At 58.9% G+C, this 17,584-nt stretch carries 13 protein-coding genes and 1 tRNA gene; 3 read left to right on the forward strand and 11 right to left on the reverse strand.

Going from position 1 to position 17,584, the window contains the following annotated elements; all coding sequences use genetic code 11:
• Positions 1 to 16: 16 nt before the first annotated feature.
• The 3 genes from QOM08_RS13095 to QOM08_RS13105 all read right to left on the reverse strand — a co-directional run bounded on the left by QOM08_RS13095 (position 17) and on the right by QOM08_RS13105 (position 3,151).
• Complete coding sequence (locus tag QOM08_RS13095) at positions 17 to 400, reverse strand: putative quinol monooxygenase (RefSeq protein ID WP_316913147.1); 384 nt, start codon at positions 398 to 400, stop codon at positions 17 to 19.
• A gap of 901 nt (positions 401 to 1,301) precedes the next feature.
• A complete protein-coding gene (locus QOM08_RS13100; protein WP_316913230.1) occupies positions 1,302 to 2,726 on the reverse strand; it encodes an IS1182 family transposase in 1,425 nt (474 codons plus the stop codon).
• A gap of 337 nt (positions 2,727 to 3,063) precedes the next feature.
• Positions 3,064 to 3,151, reverse strand: a tRNA-Ser gene (locus tag QOM08_RS13105).
• A 124-nt stretch (positions 3,152 to 3,275) separates the two neighbouring features.
• Here QOM08_RS13105 and QOM08_RS13110 point away from each other — a divergent pair.
• Both QOM08_RS13110 and QOM08_RS13115 read left to right on the forward strand, forming a co-directional pair.
• Positions 3,276 to 3,947, forward strand: a complete 672-nt coding sequence (locus QOM08_RS13110) for a Bax inhibitor-1/YccA family protein (protein WP_039588756.1) — start codon at positions 3,276 to 3,278, stop codon at positions 3,945 to 3,947.
• Positions 3,948 to 4,349: 402 nt separating this feature from the next.
• Positions 4,350 to 5,693, forward strand: a complete 1,344-nt coding sequence (locus tag QOM08_RS13115; RefSeq protein WP_160892614.1) for a hypothetical protein — start codon at positions 4,350 to 4,352, stop codon at positions 5,691 to 5,693.
• Positions 5,694 to 5,734: 41 nt separating this feature from the next.
• Here the strand turns inward: QOM08_RS13115 and QOM08_RS13120 are convergent, their stop codons facing one another.
• Positions 5,735 to 6,172: an Lrp/AsnC family transcriptional regulator gene (locus tag QOM08_RS13120; protein WP_316913148.1), complete on the reverse strand. Its 438-nt coding sequence runs from the start codon at positions 6,170 to 6,172 to the stop codon at positions 5,735 to 5,737.
• Between the two features lie 134 nt (positions 6,173 to 6,306).
• Between QOM08_RS13120 and QOM08_RS13125 the strand changes: the two genes are divergently transcribed.
• Complete coding sequence (locus QOM08_RS13125; RefSeq protein WP_305468337.1) at positions 6,307 to 7,200, forward strand: DMT family transporter; 894 nt, start codon at positions 6,307 to 6,309, stop codon at positions 7,198 to 7,200.
• Between the two features lie 18 nt (positions 7,201 to 7,218).
• Here the strand turns inward: QOM08_RS13125 and QOM08_RS13130 are convergent, their stop codons facing one another.
• From QOM08_RS13130 to QOM08_RS13160, 7 genes are all read right to left on the reverse strand, one after another.
• Positions 7,219 to 8,844, reverse strand: a complete 1,626-nt coding sequence (locus QOM08_RS13130; protein WP_047226581.1) for an NADP-dependent glyceraldehyde-3-phosphate dehydrogenase — start codon at positions 8,842 to 8,844, stop codon at positions 7,219 to 7,221.
• 221 nt (positions 8,845 to 9,065) lie between these two features.
• Positions 9,066 to 9,980, reverse strand: coding sequence for an autotransporter outer membrane beta-barrel domain-containing protein (locus tag QOM08_RS13135; protein WP_316913149.1), 915 nt, complete (start codon positions 9,978 to 9,980; stop codon positions 9,066 to 9,068).
• Between the two features lie 301 nt (positions 9,981 to 10,281).
• Positions 10,282 to 12,705, reverse strand: coding sequence for an autotransporter outer membrane beta-barrel domain-containing protein (locus tag QOM08_RS13140; protein WP_310662529.1), 2,424 nt, complete (start codon positions 12,703 to 12,705; stop codon positions 10,282 to 10,284).
• A 174-nt stretch (positions 12,706 to 12,879) separates the two neighbouring features.
• Entirely contained in the window at positions 12,880 to 13,680 is an 801-nt protein-coding gene (locus QOM08_RS13145) for an endonuclease/exonuclease/phosphatase family protein (RefSeq protein WP_316913150.1), read from the reverse strand.
• A gap of 182 nt (positions 13,681 to 13,862) precedes the next feature.
• Complete coding sequence (locus QOM08_RS13150) at positions 13,863 to 14,627, reverse strand: PIG-L family deacetylase (RefSeq protein ID WP_316913151.1); 765 nt, start codon at positions 14,625 to 14,627, stop codon at positions 13,863 to 13,865.
• A gap of 248 nt (positions 14,628 to 14,875) precedes the next feature.
• Positions 14,876 to 17,035, reverse strand: coding sequence for a glycogen debranching protein GlgX (gene glgX, locus QOM08_RS13155; RefSeq protein ID WP_047226577.1), 2,160 nt, complete (start codon positions 17,033 to 17,035; stop codon positions 14,876 to 14,878).
• Positions 17,036 to 17,244: 209 nt separating this feature from the next.
• Positions 17,245 to 17,571 carry a DUF2934 domain-containing protein gene (locus QOM08_RS13160; protein WP_107322529.1) on the reverse strand — a complete coding sequence of 109 codons (327 nt, stop codon included), beginning with the start codon at positions 17,569 to 17,571 and terminating at the stop codon, positions 17,245 to 17,247.
• Positions 17,572 to 17,584 lie beyond the last annotated feature (13 nt).

The raw sequence follows: 17,584 nt of genomic DNA on the forward strand, positions 1-17,584 counted from the left end.
ATGGCCGATAGCCCAATCATCGACCTGGCTGTGTGCTGAGTTGCACTGGATCGGTTTCGATAAGCGCTCTTGACAAGATCATCGACTTTGTAGTGCTCACGTATTTCTGAAAATGGGCGGACGCGATATGGCTCTTGTAGGCCGCTTCGTTTGCATAGATTTCGAAGAAATGCAGCCGGTTCGGGTAATCTTTTTCCGCAACCGAATAAATCGCCAGCACGCCTGGCTCAAGACGGACGGAGTCAGCCATTTCCTCCTTGACTGCAGCTTGGTAGGCCACCAATTGATCAGGGTCAATCACGAGTTGCGCAATGCGCACGACCTTTTCGGTCGACTCGGCGGCCAGCACCGAACTTACCCAAAGGCACCCGATGGCAACAGCTGTACGCAGGGCAGACATGTGCATTTACTCCTGATGGTTATTAATGTGGCGTTCTCGGGACGTTGAGCAAGCCACCGGCCCAGTACTTCTTCAGATGCGCCGCCTCCATGAGCGTCGGCGGTGCCTATCATTTTGCCTCGCGATATGAATGAAATTCAGAGGATCTTGGGTGTGCCTCAGCTAAACAACGCGCGCTTAAAAAACGGTGCCAGCTGATTCATTGCCAAATCCGAACCGTGCCCGTCGTAGAGATTCATGTGAGTTGCCCCCGGCATAATGAACAACTCTTTAGGCACAGTAGTTTTCGCATAAAGCGCTTTACTATGCCACAACGACCAGCCTCACTACCGGCAATAATCCCGGTTGGGTGAGCAAGGTATCGGCTCTGTCGAAACCGGTAAATGACACCATCGCTGTCAAGCTGGTGAATAGAAGTTTGTTCGGCGCATTTGGGTGCTGGCTGCGAGGGGTCAGGTAGTAATCTGCCGCTTCTTGAAGATTACGTGGAGCGGTTTTATCCCCAATGCTCCAATGCGGTCAGCGTCAACAAATGGCAATGACCATGTAGTCAACTGAGTGATAGATGTCGTCCACTCGGTTCATCGGATCGTCCAGAAAGTGTGGAAGACTGCCGCTTGCCCCCTTGATGAGAAGCGTCAAAGGCCAAGGTCACAAAACCCTATTCCGCAAGCTTTTGGGCGTATAGGCCAGCCGTCTGCTCTTTCACTCCGCCGTCGGGGTGAATATATTATATTTCAATAAGTCGGACGCTAGATACGAGTCTCGTTTCCCTTTCCAAAAACGCAAAAAACGCCGCTCACTGCAGACCGTGTGAAAACGCGGTCTGCCAAGATCAAAAACAAATGCCCCGACTTGTCGGGGCATTTGTTTTTCTGAAATCGGAAAAATAAAGGGCCTCTCAGCCCATCAGCGCGATCAACTTTTGTGCGCCCAGCACCTTGATCGCTCTTTTCAAATTGTAGGCCTGCACTGCCAGTGCCATTTCGGCTCTGGCGCCTTTCAGCTGTCGCAGCAAGAACCGGCCATTGCCAAACAGCCATTGCTTGAGATTGCCGAAGGGGTGTTCGACGATGGATCGCCGGCGGGTCATCATCTCGGGATGGGCCCGCATTCGTTGCGCCATTCGCTCGAAGGCGGCCTCTTGAGCATGACGCGTGAGGTAGCGGTGGCTCGCTTTGGTGCAGCGACTTTTTAACGGACAAACGCTGCAATCGGCGATAGCTGCCTGATAAATCCGGTCGCCTTTGTTCATCTGCTTGAGCGTTAGCCACTGGCCGGCAGGGCATTGATAACTGTCGCTGTCCTCCTCGTATTTGAAGTCCGCACGGTCGAAAAACTCAGTGCCGCCACCTTGATTGTTAACCGACCGATTAGGGGGCACAAAAGCCGTGATACCGGCCTCTTCACAGGCCTGAAACTGCTCGCCGTTAGAGTAACCAGCATCGGCCGTCACGCTGAGTTGCGGCTGCTGTAATTCAGCTTTGGCGGCTTTTGCCATGGGTTCAAGCTGGCGATTGTCGGTGCCTTCCTGGGTGACTTCGTGGTGCACAATCAGGCAATGCTCCGCATCCACGGCACTTTGAATGTTGTAGGCCACCAGAGGGCCGGACGCCGTTCGCATTTTTTGCGCCTCGGGCTCGCCCACAATGTGCTGAACCAGACCTTGAGCCTCCATCAGCCCTTGACAGGTCTGGTTATTGGCCTTTTTTACCTGCAGCTCACGAAGTGCTGTTTGCACCGCTGAACGATCGATCGACTCCCCATCCTCGCCACGATCTGCTTCATCGAGCTGCGCCAAATAGCGCGCAATTCGTTTGTCGAGTACCGCTTCCTGGTGTTTGAGCTTTTTCGGCGTCATGTGCTTGCGATTAGACGCCACCGCCTGAAACTTGCTGCCGTCGATAGCCACCAACTCACCGGCAATTAGGCCGGCGTGTCGGCAAAACTGAACGAAGGCACGGCACGTGGCGGTAAACGCCGCACTGTTGTCGCGGCGAAAATCGGCGATGGTTTTAAAGTCCGGCGCCAGCCGGCCCAGCAGCCACATGACTTCGACATTGCGCTGACACTCGGCCTCGAGCCGCCGCGACGAGCGAATCCGCTGGAAATAACCGTACAGGTAGAGTTTGAGCAGATCCGCGGGATCGTACGAAGGGCGCCCCGTGGCCTTGGGTCTGGCCTTGTCGAAGCCCAGCTGCTCAAGGTCCAGAAGGGAAATATAGGCCTCGATTACCCGAACCAGATGGTCATCGGGGATAAGTTCGTCCAGCGACAGTGGAAACAGCGCGCTCTGGGAGCGGTTTTCACCTTGGATATAGCGCATAAAGAAAATGCCCGTATCTTGCGATACGGGCATTTTCTTTAACCGGCCAGCAGATTGCTAGGTTTTCACACAGTCTGCACTGAGCGGCGTTTTTGTTTGCGTGTAGTTTTGTTGGGCTGCGTCGAAGAGAGATTACAACCTCTGTTTTCGTTCCGGAAGCTGCCTCTAAACCCGTTCTTGAGGCCTGTAGGTGTAGGCAAGAGACCATTCGAAAAATTAGCCGTTGGTCGAAAAGCAATACTTCATCCAGGGTGTGGGCTGAAGTGTGGGCTGGCAGGTTTTTCCAAAAGCCAAAAACGACAAAGCCCTGAATAATCAGGGCTTTGTCGTATAAAGATGGCGGAGGCGATGGGATTCGAACTCATGGACCTGTTACAGTCGACGGTTTTCAAGACCGTTGCCTTAAACCACTCGGCCACACCTCCGTATTGCGTTGCGGGCGCCATAATACCCGAATGAAACACACTGTCAAACTCTCTACGTAGCTTGTTACAGAGCGTCTGTTATCATCCTTGCCACTGAATGTTTCAAAACCGGAGGAGTGTCGCCATGCGCGAACAGGATTACGCAGTGAACAACAGCGTGCAGGCTGAGCAGCTAGAGGTTAGCCGCGTCCTGCGCAACACTTATGGCCTGCTGGCACTCACGCTCGCTTTCAGCGGTGTGATGGCCTTCGTTGCACAACAGATGCGCGTCGGCTACCCGAACATCTTCGTGGTGCTGATCGGTTTCTACGGCCTTTTCTTCCTCACCAACAAGCTCCGCGATTCGGCCTGGGGCCTGGTTTCGGCCTTCGCCCTGACCGGCTTCATGGGCTTTCTGCTCGGCCCGATCCTCAACCGTTACCTGGGAATGCAGGGTGGCGCCGAAGTGGTCAGCTCGGCATTCGCCATGACCGCGCTGGTGTTCGGTGGTCTGTCGGCCTACGTGCTGATCTCCCGCAAGGACATGAGCTTCCTGAGCGGTTTCATCACCGCAGGCTTCTTCGTGTTGCTCGGTGCGGTAGTTGCCAGCTTCTTCTTCCAGATCAGCGGCCTGCAACTGGCAATCAGCGCCGGCTTCGTGCTGTTCTCGTCGGTCTGCATCCTGTATCAGACCAGCGCCATCATCCACGGCGGCGAGCGCAACTACATCATGGCGACCATCAGCCTGTATGTATCGATCTACAACCTGTTCGTCAGCCTGTTGCAGCTGTTCGGCCTGATGGGTCGCGACGACTGATTGCATGCGTGATATGAAAAGCCCGCTTCGGCGGGCTTTTTTTCGTCCCCGATTTTTCGTTATGGCCAATTGCCCGCAAAAAAGCCGAATCGTGATGGCGCCTTTGAATAATTGATCTACAACTATGACAAGGGATTGCATTGCCAGGGGCGGCATGAGGTAAACCGGTCAACCACCGCGCGAAATCTTCGCCACGTTCCCCCCCGATATCGTTCGCATTCGGCTATCCGAGCCAGGTCTGATTGCGCCCGTTTTTCAGGCGCCAAGGAGGTGTACGCACGTCACTGAGCGTTAACCGTGAGCCGGCGGGGGCAACGCGCCCTGGCCCATAACAAAGGAAGCCCTGCGCATCAATCAGGAGATCGATGATTTGGCAGGCGTTGCCCCTATAAGGAGATACCGATGATTAAGTCCCACGCAAAGATCCTTGTACTCATGACCTTGGCCGGCGGGTCGTCCATGGCCAATGCCGGCACCTTCCCTGATTTCGGCTTCGCCCCTCCCAAGAGTGAATATTCCGGCCCTGCGTTCCAGCTCAGCCAGAACTATCCCACCACTGCCCCTGGCGCCGCGTCGATGCCAGCGTTCTTCAAGATTCTGCCAACAACACGCAGCAATGATTTTGAAACCTGGCGAGCCTATATGGAGGGCGTCAAGCAATACTGTCTGGAGGGCAACGCCGAGACCAACTGGAATGTGCAGAAAAACACCGTCCGCCAGTGGTACCACATGCCCTGGCAGCATTACGGGCCGAGCGGGCGTGAAGGCATCCACGGGCTGACTCGAGAGGCGCCGATTCAGCCTAAACAGCTCGCTCACACACAGTTGGAGTCCGGTCAGACTTATGCGGTGGGGATCTATAACGATATCGGTGCCTTTACCATCGGCCAGGTCTGGAAAGATCCGCAGAACCCTGACCCGAGCTTCACTTCAAAGCCCAAGAGCTTCCCCAACGGCACCGTGGTGTGCAAGGCGTTGTATGCCGACATCGATGTCAATTCGGTGCCGTCGTTGGCCAATCCCTTGCTGCTGGATGCCTACACCGCCGTCACGTTTACATCCACTGATCGCGTCGTGAAAAAAGTCGCATTGATCCAGATGGACATTGCCGTGCGTGACTCGCGTGTCAGCGAGACCGGATGGCTCTTCGGGACCTTTCAGTACAACGGCATCGATAAAAGCAAAGGCGACTGGGAAAACCTGGTGCCGGTCGGAATCATGTGGGGTAACGACCCTGAAGTGACCAGCAGCGAGTTCACCAATCCGACCCCGACAGAAACTAAAATCAACCCGGCATTGAAGCAGACCGCAATCAATGCCAATACCAAAGAACTGCCGCCGACCCACCTGGGTTGGAACGGACGCCTCAATGGGCCGGTGGACAACCCGCAGGCTTCATGCCTGAGCTGTCACATGACCGCTGAATACCAGCAACTGGCGATCATGAACCCGACTTTCCAGGCCAACCCACCAGCGCCGGGTACTGAAGAGTGGATGAAATGGTTCCAGAACATCCCCGCCGGCCAACCCTTTACGCCGGGCACCCAAAGCACGGACTACAGCCTGCAATTGTCCGCGGCCTTGGCCAACTTCTATGACTGGAAATGTAACCACAGTGGCGTCTATGCCGATGGCAAGAATGCTTGTGAAAAAATCGTGCCGCTAAAATTGATGAAAGCAAGCAATGCGCCTCAGGATGAGGTGCAAAAAGTGCAGCGCAGTCCTGAGCTGGAAGACCTCGAGTAACATAAATCCCGGCCTCGGATGACACCGAGGCCGGGTCAGGTTCATGCCATGGGTGGCAGTCGCCGCTTGACCGGAGTCTTCTTGACGATGGCAGTGTTGGTTTCTGCCAGAACATTGAGCTTGTCCAGCAACGTGTCCAGTTGCTCCATCGAACGCACATGCAGCCGAGCGATGAAGCAGTCATCGCCGGTGACCTTGTCACATTCGGTAAATTCAGCGATGGCCTGGATCTGCCGTTCCACTTCTTGCAACTGCCCCGGTAACGGGCGAATACGCACAATCGCCTGGAGCTGGTAGCCGAAGCACTTGGGGTCCACTTCAACGGTGTACGCCCTGAGCACGCCACGCTCTTCGAGCCTTCGAAGGCGCTCGGCGACGCTGGGGGAAGACAGGCCGCTCAAGTTTGCCAGGGTCTTGAGGGAGCGCCGGGAGTCTTCCATCAGCGCGCTGATGAGGATCTGGTCGATGTCGTCAGTCATTTTTCACTCCGTTAGGCCAATGCTCGAAGTTGCCTTGATAAAAAAGGTCGAAAGCCAGTTTAGCCTTTCTCGTGCCATGGAGGAGCGCCCCTTTGGCTCGGCATACTGTGCCCACTTGCTGAAGGAGCCTGAAGATGGACAAGACCTTACGTCGCGGTTCGCTGGAAATGACCGCCGCCATGTTGATTTCCGGAACCATCGGCTGGTTCGTGCTGGTTTCCGGTGTGCCGGTGCTGGACGTGGTGTTCTGGCGCTGCGTGTTCGGTGCTGCGACCTTGCTGCTGATTTGCGCCGGTTTCGGATTCTTGCGTCCGGGTCTCCTGACGCGCACCACCTTCCTGCTGGCGGTGCTCAGTGGCGTGGCGATCGTGGGCAACTGGGTGCTGCTGTTTGCTTCGTACTCCCGCGCGTCGATTGCCATCGGTACGGCGGTGTACAACGTTCAGCCGTTCATGCTGGTGGGATTGGCGGCGTTGTTGCTGGGGGAAAAAATCACCGCCCAAAAGCTGTTCTGGCTGGCGGTGTCGTTTCTCGGCATGTTGGCCATCGTCAGCGCCCACGGTGAGCAAGGGCAGGGTGGCGGCGACTATCTGACGGGTATCGCCCTGGCGCTGGGCGCTGCCTTGCTGTACGCCATTGCGGCGTTGATCATCAAGCATCTGACCGGGACACCGCCGCACTTGATCGCGCTGATTCAGGTCAGCACCGGTGTGTTGCTGTTGGCACCCTGGGCGAACTTTTCGGCGTTGCCGCAGCAGCCCGAGGCCTGGGCTAGCCTGGTAACCCTGGGCATGGTTCATACCGGCGTGATGTACGTGTTGTTATACAGCGCGATTCAACGGCTACCCACCGCATTGACCGGCGCATTGTCGTTCATCTATCCGATCGCGGCGATTTTCGTCGACTGGTTCGCCTTCGGTCATCGCCTCGAGTTGCTGCAGTGGCTGGGTGTGGCAGCGATCCTGCTGGCGGCCGCCGGCATGCAGCAGGGCTGGGGCATCAAGGTGCGCCGTCCAGCCCTGCCATAACCCATCGTTCGGCGCGGGTCAGAAGATGTAGTCGGTGGTCAGGAAGTTAGAGTCCCGCCCGCGGATGATGTCGCTGATCAGCGCCTTGTTGCTGTCCTGGAACTTGGTCGCCACCAACGTGCGGATCGAAAAGGTGCGCAGCGCATCGTGGACCGACAATGTGCCCTCGGCCGAGTTTTTCCGGCCGTTGAACGGGAACGTGTCCGGGCCACGCTGACATTGGGCGTTGATGTTGATGCGTCCGACCTGGTTGGCGAAGATGTCCACCAGTTTGCCGACTTCGGCCGGGTTGTTGCCGAAGATGCTCAACTGTTGGCCGAAATCGGACTCGAGCACGTAATCGACCACGGTATTGAGGTCGCGGTACGGCACGATGGGGACGACCGGGCCGAACTGTTCTTCGTGGTAGACCCGCATTGCAGTGTTCACCGGATAGAGCACGGCCGGATAGAAGAACGAACCGCGGGATTCGCCACCGTGTTCATTCGTCACCTGCGCACCTTTGGCGGCGGCATCGGCCACCAGCGCCTGCAGATAATCGACCTTGCCCGCTTCGGGCAACGGTGTCAGTGCCACGCCATCTTCCCACGGCATGCCAGGTTTCAGGGCAGCCAGCCCGGCGTTGAACTTCTCGATGAATGCCGGTGCCAGGTCTTCGTGGACAAACAGGATCTTCAATGCGGTGCAGCGCTGGCCATTGAAAGACAGCGAGCCGGTCAGCGCCTCGCTGACGGCGTTGTCCAGATCCACATCCGGCAGAACCAGGCCCGGGTTCTTTGCGTCCAGGCCCAGGGCGGCACGTAAACGGTGCGGGCGCGGATGGAGTTTTTTCAGATCGCTTGCAGCTTTGTTGGTGCCGATGAAGGCAAAGATGTCGATCTTGCCGCTGGCCATCAGCGCGCTGACGGTTTCCCGGCCGCTGCCGTAGATCACATTGATCACACCGGCCGGGAAGCTGTCGCGAAATGCCTCCAGCAGCGGCCGCACCAGCAGTACGCCGAGCTTGGCCGGCTTGAACACCACGGTATTGCCCATGATCAATGCCGGAATCAACGTGGTGAAGGTTTCGTTCAGCGGATAGTTGTAGGGTCCCATGCACAAGGCCACGCCCAGTGGCACGCGGCGGATCTGTCCGAGCGTATCCTGTTCCAGCTCGAAACGGCTGGAGCGGCGGTCCAGTTCCTTGAGGGCGTTGATGGTGTCAACGATGTAATCGCAGGTGCGGTCGAATTCTTTTTGGGAGTCCTTGAGATTCTTGCCGATTTCCCACATCAGCAACTTGACCACCGCCTCGCGTTGTTCGCGCATGCGCGCCAAGAACGCCTCCACATGGCGGATGCGTTCTGCAACGCGCATCGTTGGCCACTGGCCCTGGCCGCGGTCGTACGCGCGGACGGCCGCGTCCAGGGCGGTGAGCGCGGTCTGTGCATCCAGCAGCGGCGTGCTGCCCAGTATCACTTGTTCGTCCCCCTGCGGGCCTGCCAGGTACACCGGGCTGCGAACAACTGCCAGCGGCCCTTGCCAGGTTTGCAGCACGCCATCGATCAGGTATTCGCGCTGCTCGATCTGTCCCTCGAGGCGGTAGGCCTGCGGAATATCGGCAGCGCTGGGAAACAGGTTGGCGAAGAGGTTGGCTTGGGTCATGTCGTTACTCCATCAATGAAATGAGCCATGGGCTGACGGCTTTCAGGCGTAAATCGCTTTTAGGGTTATACGCCCAAATGGCGGTGCGTTTTAAGTGCCGGGGGGCGAGGGACAGGATTTTATCGGCGTCAGGCAGGTGTGGAGGCGGGCAGGCTGGACTCATTGTCGGTTGGCATGGCGAGTCGCCAACACATGGCTGCGACCCGCCCTGAAGCGCTGGTTTACCAACGCATCCGTACCCCCAGGCTGCCGATCAGCCCGTTGAGGTCGTTGTCGTCGACGTCGCTGCTGTAGTCAGCGCTGATGTAGAGGCTCACCACCGGTGTAACCCGCGCCACCAACCCCAGCCCTACCTCGACGGTGGAAGATTTGCGGCTGCTGCTGATCTTGTCGACTTTGTCCAGGGTCAAGGTGTCGGCACTCTGGACCGTGTGCCAAAGGTTGGTGCGCACGTAGGGTTCCACGCCCAGGCCGTTGACCTGATACGTCCCTTTGAGGCGTGCCCCGACGCGCCCGCTCCAGGTGCTCAGTTCGTTGCCGGAGCCGTTCTCGGCATTGGGGTTGTCAAGGGTGATGCGCTGGTTGATCAGTTGCGCCTGGGGTTCGACCACCCAATGGTCGCTGATACCGATGGGAAAACCGCCTTCGACCGACAACGTGACGGCATTGCCTTCAGCGGCCTGACGCTGGCCTTGCTCGGTGCGGCTGTAACCGTTGACGCGCCCGCCGCTGGCACTCAGATCCACATGCCAGCCTGCCGGACCGGTCAGGCTCCAGTACGCGCCCAGATGGGTGCCTTGCAGGTTCAGTGCTTCTTTGCCGGGCTCGGCCATGGCCGGTGTCACCAGCGTGCCATTGACGCGGGTGATGACCTGGTTCTGTCCACTGATCAGGCCCACGCGTTGGGTATGGCCGCTGTCGTTTCGCAAGGTGAAGAGGGCGGGACTCTTGCTGGAGGTGGGGTCAGTGTTTATGGAGGCGGCGCCCTGGCTGTCGGACTGTGTTCGGTCATACCAGGGTTGCGACGTCTGCTCGGCGGGCCAGGCCCATACCTCCATGGACGAACACAGTAACAACGAAGTCGAGATTGTGTAGAAAGTGGTAGTGATCTCTTGTGGACGGAGGGAAGTTTTCATGGGGGCCTGCCTTGCAATCGCATGCGTTTCTCGCTTATGGCGTCTCTCCTACCCCGAACGAGGGGCGACCGAATGGATTGAGGCAAACCTCGGGCCGTCCGCTGTAGCGGGGTTCCGAGGCTTGCCCCTGACTGTATTTCCGGGGGTAGTACGTTGTAGTCAAGAAGACCGGTGCCGTCGCGTCAAGAAAATGAACGATGAATGGCAAACTGAAATCAGAGCCAATAAATAACTGATTTTTTTCGGTTATCCAGATCAGTGAATTGACGTCAATCCACCGTTTCCCCTCTGGTTCATCGACTCACCATTTGATTCGAACGCCGATGTTGCCCGACACACTGCGTTGTTGCGTGCTGTCGAGGTCATGGCTGTAGTCCGTCGCCGCATAGATGCTGACCGTGGATGCCAGGCTCACGATGACGCCGACGCCCAGGTCGCCGGTGGAGGCGCGCTGCTGGGTCTCGATCCGATGGGCATCGTCGAATGTCACCGTATCGGTGCCGGAAAAGGTGTGCCAGACATTGGCCCGCAGATAGGGCTCCACCGGCGTGCCGCTGACCAGGTAGCGACCCTTGAGCCGGGCGCCGAGGCGACCGGTCCAGGCACTATCGGCATCGAACTCGACCCTTGAGACCCCGTCGTCCTGCGTATCCAGAGAGATCTTCTGATGGATGACTTGGACCTGGGGTTCCAGGACCCAGTCAGCAGTGACAGCGAATGGATAACCGGCCTCTGCCGACAAGGTCAGGGCGTGCCCGCGATTATCGATTTTGAGACCGCGTTCGGAGCGGTTGTCGCCGTTGAACCGTGTGCCCATCACCACCGCGTCGACATAGCCGCCGCTGGGGTCGGTGAGTGTCCAGTACAACCCGTAGCTGTCGCCGTCGAGCTCTATCTTGCCGGCGTGTCGGCCCTCAAAGCCCAGGTTGAAACCGTCGACCTTGCCATTGAGTTCGGTATGGCCGACGAAGAAACCGATGCGCTGGGTTTGGCCGCCGGACATCGGCGCGCTGTACAAATCGTTGCCCACCTGAAAACCCTTGATGGACCCGTCCAGCCGCGGGGTCACCGTGCCGGCCCAGGTCTGGTCCAGATCCTTGCCGTAGACCCGGCCCCAACCTGCTCCAAACGCACCGGTTTCGGTAAGCAGGCGCTGGTCGCCCTGACGATCATGGAACGTGCCCAAGGCCATCAGGGTCAGTTGCGCGGCGGCGGGAGGCAGCACCGACCAGTTGGGCACTTCCGGGCGGTACAACGGGATGGGCGCGGCACCGGGCACTGCCGCTGGCAAGGCCGGCAACGTCGAGCTGGGCGCCGCTATCGGTCCGGCGACCAAGTCTGAGCGCAGGTACCAGCTGTTTTCATTGCCGGCCACGCCGCCTTTGAACAAACGATAATCGAAGGCGCCGGCCGAGACCGATTGCGCCAGCGAGAAGGCACCGATGTCGCTGACCGCGCCACCCTGAGCCTGGACCAGCTCGATGCCGTTCTGGGTGGTTTGTGCGCCCATGCCGCCCAGGTTCGTGACCGTAATGGACGTGCTGCCTGTGAGTGTTCCGCCATCGACCACCAGTTTGTCGCTGGAAGAGTCGTCGGCGCCGACCACCGTCTGCAGGCGCAACTGGCCGTTCGTACCGACATAGTTGCCTTGCACGGTGAGGGTGTCGTCGGTGCGGGTGTTCTCGCGGGTGAGGTCAATGATCCCGTTGTTGTTGAGGGTTGCCAGCTGGCCGGCGGTAAACGGCGCGACGCTGCCCTGGGTCGACGTCAGGGTGCTGCTGTCATCGATCGTCAGCGTCCCGGTGCCAGTGGCGCTATCACCTAGCACCAGCGCGTCATCCAGATCCAGGCGTGAGTCCCGGATCAGATTGATCGTTTCCCAGTTGGCATAACGGGCTCCCGTGCCGGAGGTGCTGCTCTCAAAGGTCAGTAGGTCCTGGCCCAACCCGCCATCCACACTGGGCGTGGTGGCGAGCCCTGTTTCGTCAAGGGCGCGCAATACCGCCGTGTCGCTGCCTTCACCCATCAGAACAGCCGAGTGAATGAGGCCACCGCTCCACTGCAATCGGTCATCGCCGGCACTGGCCCGGACTTCGCCGATGATTTCGCCACCGCTCACGGTGATACGGTCGTTGCCACCGCTGACGCTGACGTTGCCGCCGATACGGCCTGCGGACAGGATGATGGTGTCGTGGCCGAAACCGGCCACCAGGTTGCCGATGATCTGCCCGCCCGACATGTCGAACACATTGTCATCGAGTTTCATATCGACCCGGCCGATGCTGCCGCCGGACATTCGCGCAATGTCGCCGTCTTCGAACGCATCGACGATGGTGCCGCCGGTCATCGTGAACTGATCGAGGCCATCGCCTTGGGAGATGGAGAGAATCCTGCCGCCATTCATCACGAACTCATCGCCCTCCGAACCTTGCTCGACGTCGCCGTCAATCACGCCGTTGGCATTGATCTCGATGCGGTCGATCCCGGCGTCGAAAATGACGTCGCCCTGAATGATACCGCTGCCATTGGCCGGCATTGTCAGGCTGTTGTTGCCAGAAAGGTCCGTCAGTCCAGGGCTGGTGCCGCTGTCACAGACATAAACGTCATCGCCCGCCGTTGGCGTCAATGTGCAAGCCGCCATGGCAGATTGAGCGGATAACAGGAAAGGGGCCGATACGCATACCGCGTGGAACAGCCGATTGAAACCTTGATCGCGCAAGCTCATGTGCTATCCCTCTGCATCGGCACCCGTGTTATGCCGGTTTCAGCATCGGTTGCACTACAGAAGGCACGCAGGGCCTGGCAACGCTCGCTGTATGGAAAGGACCCTAACAACGAATAACGAGCGTCGCTACTGTCAGAACTTACAGGTATTGCAGGTAAAGAGCAGTGTTTGGCCTCACAAATGCACTTCCACGCAAAGCGGCAGGTGATCGCTCAGGTGTGTCCAGGGTTTGCTGCCCAGGATTTGCGGGGCATGGCTGGTGGCGTTGCGCAGGTAAATACGGTCCAGACGCAGCAGGGGGAAGCGGGCCGGGTAGGTCCTCGCCGGACGACCGTGATGGTGCTCGAAGGCTTCGTGCAGGTATTGGCGACGGGCGAGGGCGGTATTGCCGCGCAACTGCCAATCGTTGAAATCACCGGCGATGATCACCGGGGCGTCTTCGGGCAACGAATCCAGCAATTGGCAGAGCAATTTGAGCTGCAACTGGCGATGGCTTTCCAGAAGGCTCAGGTGCACGCAGATTCCGTGGACCTCGGCATGACCCGGTACGTCCAGCACGCAATGCAGCAGTCCGCGCCGCTCGGGACCGGTGATGGAAACGTCGAGGTTACGAAACTCACGGATCGGGTATTTGGAGAGCAAGGCATTGCCATGATGGCCATCGGGATACACCGCGTTACGGCCGTAGGCAAAATCGCTCCACATGCTGTCGGCGAGGAACTCGTACTGGGACATTGGCGGCCAGTTCTCGTAGCGCGAAGCGTGGCGGTCGTGTTCGCCCAGTACTTCCTGCAGGAACACCAGGTCGGCACCGGTGCTGCGTACCGCTTCACGCAGCTCGGGCAATATGAAACGACGGTTGAGGGCGGTAAAACCCTTGTGGGTATTGACCGTCAGAACCCGTAGCCGATGGACCGCCGCGGGCGTGTCCAACGGCGTTGAATCGGCGGCTTGCCGGTTGGGATCGCCAGTCACGTTCACTCCTGAATCAGACGTACCTGTTCATGCGACTTATGGTGGCTGCCGCAGTTCCGGATTTTTCCCCGTTGCCAGGTCAATCACGTCACCCGCTGAACCACCGTTATCGCGAGCAGGCTCGCTCCCACAGGGTAGGGGGCATCGCTTTTGTGACATCCCTCACACTGGATTGGCGGTGGTCAGATGAACACAATTTCATAGGGCAACCCCATGCGATCAAGAATGACCCGTGGCACCAACGGTGCGATGCCGCTGGCGGGCTCGCCGTTGAGTTGGCTGGCATAGGCGTGCATGGCGTGACGTTTGCGGGCGGTGGTCCAGATATCCAGGCGCAGCTTGCGGGCCCGGTGCCAAGGGATCTTGTTTTGCTCACGGACCGGCCAGTGCCAGGCCCACACCGGCAGCTCAATGAACACCGCCTTGATGCTTTCGGCGGCCAGGGCCCCGGCGCGGCCAACGGCATCATGGTCGCTGTCACCATCCTTGCGCCAGGTACTGAACACAACGTCGCCCGGCTTCAAGTACCGAGCGATGAAAGCGCTCAGTTGGGCCTCATGGTCGGCGAGGGTTTTTTCCGGGAAACCACCGCGCACCCACTGCATGCCACGGGCAGGTACCCCCAGGCGATGCAGGGCGTCCACGCTTTCCTGGGGATGGGGGCGGTAGGCATGCTGGCGCTCATCGGTCCACAGTGGTGAGCCGGGATGGCTGATGCTGCCGTCGGTGACCGAGATCAGCAAGATGGGATGACCCAGATTGCTCAGCAACTGGAGCAGACCGCCACAGGCACCGACCTCATCACCCGGATGTGGAGCAAGGATGACGGCGCGTGCGCCAGCGGGAATGAGGGTCTGGGTACTGATGATTGGAATGTCGGCCAGCTGGGGGGCGCTGTTCCATATTTGCGGATGCTGTCGACCTGGCAAGCGAGAAGCGAGTTTCATGAGAGACGTCCCTGTTTGTATTCAATCTTTCAGCCATGCACCGGGCCGATTGCCCGGTGGTGCCCACCAGGGCCTGACTGCGTGCGGCGATGTTCCGATCCTGGAATCTACCGCTCGCCAAGTATTGATCATGTTGGGCGATTCGTCGCGCCCCATGTTGTTGCGAATGCTGTTTTTCTGCGCGGGGACTGAGCGGGTGAACAAACCGCGTCCCTGCGGTTGTGTTTTTTCACCCGTTTATCGAAGGTTTATTCCTCCTCCTCACGTTGCAACTCGAACAACAACAGCGAGCGGCCGGTGACGGAGTATTCGTAGTCAAAATCGAAACGCTCCTGGCCACGCACCTTTGGCTGGTTAGTGTCGACCATGCATGTCCAGAAACTGCCTTCGGGCACTTCCGGCAGGCGGAAGTTGACGATGTCGTGATGGGCGTTGACCACCAGAAGCAGGGTCGCGTTGCCACCCTTGCGACGAATACCGGTTTCCTGGGCGCGCCCGTCCATCAGCATGCCCAGGCACCGACCGTGGCCGTCGTGCCATTGCTCGGTGGTCATCTCGCTGCCATCGGGGGCCAGCCAGGTGACATCCTTGACGCCCAGGTCTTCGTTGTAATTGCCCACCAGGAACCGCCCGCGCCGCAGGATCGGGTAGGTCAGGCGCAGTTTGATCAGGCGCTTGACGAACTTGAGCAGCGCCTCGCCATCCTCACTGAGGTCCCAATTGACCCAGCCGATTTCGCTGTCCTGGCAATAGGCGTTGTTGTTGCCGTGCTGGGTCCGAGCGAACTCATCGCCAGCGACGATCATCGGCGTGCCCTGGGCCAGCAGCAAGGTCGCAAAGAAGTTGCGCATCTGCCGCTGACGCAGTTCATTGATCTCAGGATCGTCTGTCGGGCCTTCGACGCCATGGTTCCAGGACAGGTTGTTGTTGCTGCCGTCCTGATTGTTTTCGTCGTTGGCTTCATTGTGTTTGTCGTTGTACGACACCAGGTCGTGCAGGGTAAAACCGTCGTGGGCGGTTACGAAGTTCACCGAGGCGTATGGGCGACGACCGCGCTGGTTGAACATCTCGCCTGAGGCGGTCATACGGCTGGCAAAGTCGGCGAGTTGGCCGTCGTCGCCTTTCCAGAATGCGCGCACCGTGTCGCGGAATTTGTCGTTCCACTCCACCCAGCCTGGCGGGAACCCACCCACCTGATAACCACCAGGGCCGCAATCCCACGGCTCGGCGATCATTTTCACCTGGCGCAACACCGGGTCCTGGCGACAGGCGACGAGGAAACTGTGGCGCTCGTCGAAGCCATCGTGGTATCGACCCAGAATAGTCGCCAGGTCGAAACGGAAGCCGTCGACGTGCATTTCCGTGGCCCAGTAGCGCAGGGAGTCGGTGACCATCTGCAGCACGCACGGGTGACTCAGGTCCAGGGTGTTGCCGGTGCCGGAATCGTTGATGTAGTAGCGTTTGTCATCCGGCATCAGCCGGTAGTACGAGGCATTGTCGATGCCGCGCATGGACAGGGTAGGGCCTTGCTCGTTGCCTTCAGCGGTGTGGTTGTAGACCACGTCGAGGATGACTTCCAGGTTGGCCTCGTGCAGGTGCGCAACCATCTCCTTGAATTCGGCGATTTTGCCGCTGGCCAGGTAACGCGGGTCCGGGGCGAAGAAGGCAATGCTGTTGTAGCCCCAGTAGTTGGTCATGCCTTTGTGCAGCAGGTGCTGGTCATTGACGAACGCGTGGACGGGCAGCAGCTCCACCGATGAAACACCCAGCTTGCGGATGTGCTCGAGCACATCGTCCACCATCAATCCGGCGAAGGTGCCTCGCAGGTTTTCCGGTACCGAGGGGTGACGCATGCTGATACCGCGAACATGGGTTTCATACAGGATGGTCTTGTCCCACGGCACACTGACACGCTGGTCGTTGCCCCAGGTGTGGGCCGGGTCGATGACTTTGCATTTGGGTACGAAGGGCGCGCTGTCGCGTTCATCGAAACTCAGGTCGCCGTCCGGGTGGCCGATGGTGTAGCCAAACAGTGCCTCGGACCACTTCAGCTCGCCGACTAATTGCTTGGCGTAGGGGTCGATCAGCAGTTTGTTGGGGTTGAAGCGGTGGCCATTCTCCGGGTCGTAAGCGCCATAGACCCGGTAGCCATAGATCATCCCCGGATGGGCGTCAGGCAGATAGCCGTGGTAAATCTCGTCGGTGTACTCCGGCAGCTCGATACGCTCGAGCTCGACTTCGCCGGTATCATCGAAAATGCACAGTTCAACCTTGGTGGCGTTCGCTGAGAACAGCGCGAAATTGACCCCCAGGCCATCCCACGTCGCACCCAGCGGGAAAGGCAGCCCTTCACGAATCCGCGAAGCCTCGATAACGGGCGGCGGCGTAGTGTTTTTTGGATGGGTCATAGTTGCTCCTGCAAAAGACAGACAGATACGGCAATGCTGTTCACTTAAAATCTATTCTTTTCACTGTGGCGAGGCAGCTTGCTCCCGCTGTGCCGCCTAGCGGCACCATTGATGGACACCGCGCACCCAGGCGTCGGCCTGGTGTGGCGTCAGCACGCGCCCTTGTCAGCACGGGGGCGCATGCCCTTGAGGCGGATGTCAGGTATGGATCAGTTAGCCGGCGGCTTGCGCGGCGCTCGTGGCTTTTTCTCCACAGGTTTTTCCGCCGCGGTGCTGACAGCGGCAGGTTTGGCTGCAGGCTTGGCCTTGGGCGTAGTGCTTTTCGTGGCAGGCTTGGCTGCGGTGCTCTTGGTCGCGGCAGGCTTGCTCGCCGCTGGTTTACCGGCCGCCTTGGCGGGTTTGCTCGGTGCCAGGGCTTCGGCCTCGGCAAGTTTGCGAGCCATCTCCCAGTGGCGTTTTTCCTGCCCGGCAGGCTTACCCTCGGATTCCCAGATCTGATAGGCGAATTCACGAATGCGTTTATCGTCGGTACTCATCGCAGTGCTCCTG

Origin of the sequence: Pseudomonas sp. P105, assembly GCF_032614175.1 — a bacterium.
Classification (GTDB): Bacteria; Pseudomonadota; Gammaproteobacteria; order Pseudomonadales; family Pseudomonadaceae; genus Aquipseudomonas; species Aquipseudomonas rhizophila.

What these genes read in the sequence shown, in the direction of transcription:
- QOM08_RS13095 (WP_316913147.1), bottom strand. Translation starts at nt 400, where the DNA reads ATGTCTGCCCTGCGTACAGCTGTTGCCATCGGGTGCCTTTGGGTAAGT.
- QOM08_RS13100 (WP_316913230.1), bottom strand. Translation starts at nt 2,726, where the DNA reads ATGCGCTATATCCAAGGTGAAAACCGCTCCCAGAGCGCGCTGTTTCCA.
- QOM08_RS13110 (WP_039588756.1), top strand. Translation starts at nt 3,276, where the DNA reads ATGCGCGAACAGGATTACGCAGTGAACAACAGCGTGCAGGCTGAGCAG.
- QOM08_RS13115 (WP_160892614.1), top strand. Translation starts at nt 4,350, where the DNA reads ATGATTAAGTCCCACGCAAAGATCCTTGTACTCATGACCTTGGCCGGC.
- QOM08_RS13120 (WP_316913148.1), bottom strand. Translation starts at nt 6,172, where the DNA reads ATGACTGACGACATCGACCAGATCCTCATCAGCGCGCTGATGGAAGAC.
- QOM08_RS13125 (WP_305468337.1), top strand. Translation starts at nt 6,307, where the DNA reads ATGGACAAGACCTTACGTCGCGGTTCGCTGGAAATGACCGCCGCCATG.
- QOM08_RS13130 (WP_047226581.1), bottom strand. Translation starts at nt 8,844, where the DNA reads ATGACCCAAGCCAACCTCTTCGCCAACCTGTTTCCCAGCGCTGCCGAT.
- QOM08_RS13135 (WP_316913149.1), bottom strand. Translation starts at nt 9,980, where the DNA reads ATGAAAACTTCCCTCCGTCCACAAGAGATCACTACCACTTTCTACACA.
- QOM08_RS13140 (WP_310662529.1), bottom strand. Translation starts at nt 12,705, where the DNA reads ATGAGCTTGCGCGATCAAGGTTTCAATCGGCTGTTCCACGCGGTATGC.
- QOM08_RS13150 (WP_316913151.1), bottom strand. Translation starts at nt 14,627, where the DNA reads ATGAAACTCGCTTCTCGCTTGCCAGGTCGACAGCATCCGCAAATATGG.
- glgX (WP_047226577.1), bottom strand. Translation starts at nt 17,035, where the DNA reads ATGACCCATCCAAAAAACACTACGCCGCCGCCCGTTATCGAGGCTTCG.
- QOM08_RS13160 (WP_107322529.1), bottom strand. Translation starts at nt 17,571, where the DNA reads ATGAGTACCGACGATAAACGCATTCGTGAATTCGCCTATCAGATCTGG.